This is a genomic window from Leptolyngbya sp. FACHB-36 (assembly GCF_014695955.1).
Lineage (GTDB): Bacteria > Cyanobacteriota > Cyanobacteriia > Leptolyngbyales > Leptolyngbyaceae > FACHB-36.
The window spans coordinates 1-4814 of the sequence record NZ_JACJPG010000161.1 but is presented as its reverse complement, the minus strand read 5'-3'; the positions used below and the strand labels follow the sequence as shown (position 1 = coordinate 4814).

The window sequence follows — 4814 nt, the reverse complement described above, 5'->3', positions numbered from 1 at the left end:
GTGGGTGTGCTAGCGGGTGCGTTTTTGATTGGGCAGTCGAATGCGTCGATCGCTTACCTGCTGAATGACCCAGCCGCACGAGTCATTGTGCTGGCGGCAGTGATTGTCTTGATTCGCTACCGACCAGAAGGTCTCTTCACCGTGCAGAAGCGGTCATAAAGCAACGCACTCGAACAATAGTTAACGCGAGAGGGAAAGATGACCGAGGTTATGGGACGCTTGCGGCAGTCTGCCGTTCCCAAAAGATTACTGATTACAACGAGTGTGCTGCTGCTGATTTTGGTCGTGCTGCCATTTGTGGCAGGCGGGTTCCAGACCAATCTGATGGCAAAACTGCTGTTGTTCGGAGCGCTTGGCGTTTCCCTTGATTTAGTCTGGGGATTCGCGGGAATTTTGAGCTTTGCGCACGGGGTATTCTTCACGCTGGGCGGCTACGCGATGGCGTACTACCTAAAGCTGAATTTGTCCGCTTCAGCCAACACCTATGGCGGCTCTCTGCCGGATTTCATGGTGTGGAACGGATTGAAAGAGCTGCCGTGGTTTATCGCGCCGCTGCAATTTTTCCCGATCGCCGCGTTTGCGATGGTAGCCGTGCCCGCTGGGTTCGCCTACATCATTGGCTGGTTTATTTTTCGATCAAAAGTCAGCGGCGTTTACATCACGATCATTACGCTGGCAATTTCCTCGGCGCTAACCACCTTTTTTGTGAGCCAGCAAGCCTACACGGGCGGCACAAATGGTATTACCGATGTCTCTTCGCTATCGCTGTTTGGATTGGTGATTCCCCCGATCGGGCTATACTTCATCATTCTCGTATTCACCGTTTTTGTGATTGCGGCAAGCTGGTGGCTAACGCAATCAAATTTTGGTTTGATCCTGCGATCGATTCAGGAGAATGAGCAGCGAATCTCGTACCTAGGCTACGACGTTGCCAGCTTCAAGATTTTCATTTGGACACTCTCTGCGGGCATCGCTGGAATTGCAGGCGGGCTATTTGTGCCGCTGAACAAATTTATCTCTCCCGTTTATTTAGCCGTAGCGTTTGGCACGCAGATTGTTATTTGGGTCGCTGTGGGCGGCAGAGGCACGCTGTTTGGTCCTGTAATTGCTGCAATTCTGTTAGGGCAAGTGCAAAATTATGCCGATCGCGTTACTCAAGATTGGCAGCTAGTCGTTGGAGTTTTGCTGCTAATCGTAGTCCTGTTTTTACCGGACGGCTTGATGGGATTGGTACCCAAACAGTTTAAGCTGAACGATTCCACTCGTCTCGGGGCGATCGTGCGCTCCAATTCAGCCGCAGGGTTTGTTCGAGCCAGCCTGTTTGATTGGTACACTCCGCTGCAAAATCTAGTTCAACAGCTTGGTCATACTTTGTTTGATCGATCGCGATCTAGCCATCAAAAGGTCCAGCAAGCAAAGACTAATCGCAAAACGGGCATCTAATGAGTGCTGACGCAGGCGGATCTTTAACCGAGTCTGACCGTAAAGATCGATCATCGCAGAATGTTTTTAGATTTGATCGCTAGATAACAGCAGACAGTGATTTCGCGGTGATAGTCTAGGTCCAATTGAATCCGAAAGGCGCATATAGCAACAATTTCGTCCATTAGTGAGGTAAATGTGGAGCCGCAAGAAGCTGTTTTATCTGTACGATCGCTCAAAGTGGTATTCTCTGGTTTCCAGGCTCTGAAAGGCGTGGATTTGGAAGTTGGTGATCGGGAGATCGTGACGATTATTGGACCCAATGGCGCCGGAAAAAGCACGTTATTGGACGCGATCGTCGGCAAGTCACCCGTTGCTTCTGGACATGTCTACTATCAGGGACAAGAAATTACCAACAAGAGCCCGTACGCAATTTCTCGATTGGGCATCGGGCGGAAGTTTCAGAACCCAAACGTCTACAACGAGCTGACCGTATTTGAAAATCTTCTGCTCTCGCTGAAGGGAACTCATAGCGTACTCGCGTCGATTAGAGCCAAGCTAACGAGCGGCAAACGAGAAAAGATTGAACTCGTGCTCGATCGCGTTGGTTTGCTCGACAAAGCCTTCACCAAAGTTGCCTCTCTGTCTCATGGTCAAAAGCAGTGGGTAGAGATTGGCATGGTGCTAGCTCAAGACCCGTCGATCGTGCTGTTAGATGAACCCACAGCGGGCATGACGCCTGATGAAACGCATCTAACTGGAGAAATCATCAAGAGCATTTCACAAACTCACTCGGTTGTTGTGATTGAACACGACATGGAATTCGTAAAACAAATTGCTCAACGAATTGTCGTATTGCACCAGGGTGAAAAACTGACCGAAGGCTCCGTGCGCGATGTACAGTCAAATCCCAAAGTTATTGAGGTGTATTTAGGTCGTGAAAGAATCGATGCCGCTGCTTGAACTGTCCGATGTGACAGTTTCTTATGGGTTAACGCCTGTTTTGTTCAACGTGAATATAGCGATCAACAAGGGAGAAATCGCCTGCTTGTTGGGGCGCAATGGCGTTGGCAAAACGACTCTGCTGCGTAGCGTGATTGGCTTAAACAAAGTTGTGTCCGGCAACATTGTGTTTGATGCTGACGAAATTGCCAAGGTTCCCACCTACAAACGCGCTCGGTATGGAATTTCCTACATTCCTCAAGGTCGGGAAATTATTCCCTATTTGTCTGTGTTGGATAACCTTAAACTGGGTTTGACCGCGAATCGGCAGAAGTCGAGTCGAATTGACGAAGTGTTTGAGTTCTTCCCGATGTTGAAGCAGCATCTCAAGCGGCAGGGCGGACTGTTGAGTGGTGGGCAACAGCAACAGTTGGCGATCGCGCGGGGCTTGTTGAGCAACCCGCAAATTATGCTGCTAGATGAACCAACGGAGGGCATCCAACCGTCGATCGTTCAAGAAATTGAAGCAACGCTGAGACGAATCAACGAAGAAAAGGGCATCACTGTTTTAGTCGTGGAGCAAAAAATCGACTTTGCCCGTCGGCTTGCTCAGAAATTTTTCATGATGGAGAAAGGCGCGATCGTCGCCCAAGGACGCACCTCGGAGCTAAACGACGCTCTTGTTCACAAATATCTGGCGGTTTAAAGACAAACTCAACAAACGTGGAGACATTCAAATAGCAGCTTGTGAATTTGAGTGGAGATGGGGGATCAGCAAAGGCTGATCCCTTTGTTTTGGTGAATAAGTTTTAATGGGTAATATCAATTCGGAATTCGGAATTCGCAACTCGAAATTGCAGAGGCTTGAGTCCGCCTACGCTTTAGTGGTTAATCTGTAGCTGGAATTTAGAGAACTGGCACCAGTAATTACTAGAGATTCTGCTGCAAACATTGCCCAAGGGCTAGCGCTTAAGTCGCGTTCTAACCCTGTGCGTCAGGATCGTTTAATCACCGAGTCCGCCCAGCCGAATAAAAACGCCGCCGCGCTGTACACCCGATTGGCGTCCGTAGCTCGTAATGGCTAGTGACTTAATATGATCCATGATCGGTTTGCCTGCCAGCTTAATCACCTTTAGTAGCGGAAACTGACGCTCTAGAAACGGCTGACTGGCGATCCAATCCAGGTACAGATAGCCATCATTCGGCTGAAGCAGCGGGTCGATCGCCGCCTGAAAGCGATCGTTTGTTGCCAGTGAGTGCTCCATCGCCTTGAGCGCCTGATCCATCGCCGCCAGCGACGTAGTGAACAGCTCGTAGTTGCCCACGGTGGCATGTACACCCTGCACCTGTGCCTGAAGCGCCAGCGGGTTCGACGACGGCTTTGCGGCTGTGCTCAAGCGCGTCCACGCAGCTACCGTTTGGGCACCGAGCTGAATTGAGCCAACGCTAAGTCCCTGCTGCTGAGCGATCGCATCCAGCCGTGCAATCCCTTCTGAAGCAGCAGGGTCCGATCGCTGTGCGACAAACACCCAATCTGCCGGAGCCGGAACCGACTTAGCTGAAGATTGAGCGCTGGCGACAGGCAGCAAGCCTAGTGCGTACTCCCCTGTCACCCAATCAAACACATCGTCGCGCAAATCCAGCTTCCAGCGATCTTGCAACTCCGCCAGCGACTGATCGACCAGTTGAGCCACTGCACCGTATCCCTTCAGCTGTTGAGACAGCCCCGTCCATAGCTGATTTAGGTTGCTACCGGACGCTGAAATCGGGCTAAAGTCGGGCACGTATTGCAGAGCACCGACTGGTTTAGATAGCGGCGGCGACACGGTTTCGGGCGGGTCGTTGGGCGACAGCAGAGCGGTTTCTGCCGCGAGTCCCCGCTGATCGAGCGTCAGGGCGATCGTCAACAGTTGAGCAGGCGGCGGAGCGGTCGCTGGCTGGGCATCGGCTGGGCGATCGCGCACTCCGGCTGCCCAACTTGTTAGGCGAGGCACATTAACGAAGCTCAGCCCAATTCGAGGCTGCTCCAGCGTCCCTAGCGCCTGCTCATAGAACGTGGCGCTGCTGAGGTTTAAATCTGGAGCCTGCACATTGTTGATCGCATCCCGTAGCACCTTCGGATGATTGGCAAACAGCACGAAGCGATCGCCAACAACCGCGCTAGCCAGCGAGGACGTGGGGCGGGTCGCGTCTTTTCCCACCTCCGTCACTGCCTTCCCGCTGCCATAAATCAGCTTCACGCCTTTGTACTGCTCAAACACAAGATCGGCGCCCGCTAAGGCGCGTTTCTGCCAGAACAGTTGCAGAAACTCCCGCGATCGCTCTGGGTCTTTGGTAGCCACTGCCAGCAGATATCCAGCTTGGCGACCGTTGTCTGTGTCGCGATCGAGGTCCAGCGTCGTCACAGCCGCTGTAATTTCCTGACCTAGCCACGGCTGGATGTCGCGTTG

The 4814-nt window shown here is 52.1% G+C and carries 4 protein-coding genes and 1 pseudogene; 4 read left to right on the top strand and 1 reads right to left on the bottom strand.

Annotated features, from left to right (window positions below; all coding sequences use genetic code 11):
• From H6F43_RS22950 to urtE, 4 genes and pseudogenes are all read left to right on the top strand, one after another.
• Positions 1-159, top strand: a pseudogene (locus tag H6F43_RS22950) (urea ABC transporter permease subunit UrtB); the annotation flags it as partial.
• 39 nt (positions 160-198) lie between these two features.
• Positions 199-1443: an urea ABC transporter permease subunit UrtC gene (gene urtC / locus H6F43_RS02420; protein ID WP_190340415.1), complete on the top strand. Its 1245-nt coding sequence runs from the start codon at positions 199-201 to the stop codon at positions 1441-1443.
• 177 nt (positions 1444-1620) lie between these two features.
• On the top strand, positions 1621-2385 hold the full coding sequence (gene urtD / locus H6F43_RS02415; protein WP_190340411.1) for an urea ABC transporter ATP-binding protein UrtD: 765 nt from the start codon (positions 1621-1623) through the stop codon (positions 2383-2385).
• A complete protein-coding gene (urtE, locus tag H6F43_RS02410) occupies positions 2372-3070 on the top strand; it encodes an urea ABC transporter ATP-binding subunit UrtE (RefSeq protein ID WP_190340414.1) in 699 nt (232 codons plus the stop codon). Before urtD ends, urtE begins: the two co-directional genes overlap by 14 nt.
• Before the next feature lie 298 nt (positions 3071-3368).
• Here urtE and H6F43_RS02405 read toward each other — a convergent pair.
• A partial coding sequence (locus H6F43_RS02405; protein WP_190340413.1) for a DUF3352 domain-containing protein occupies positions 3369-4814 on the bottom strand: 1446 nt, incomplete at its 5' end.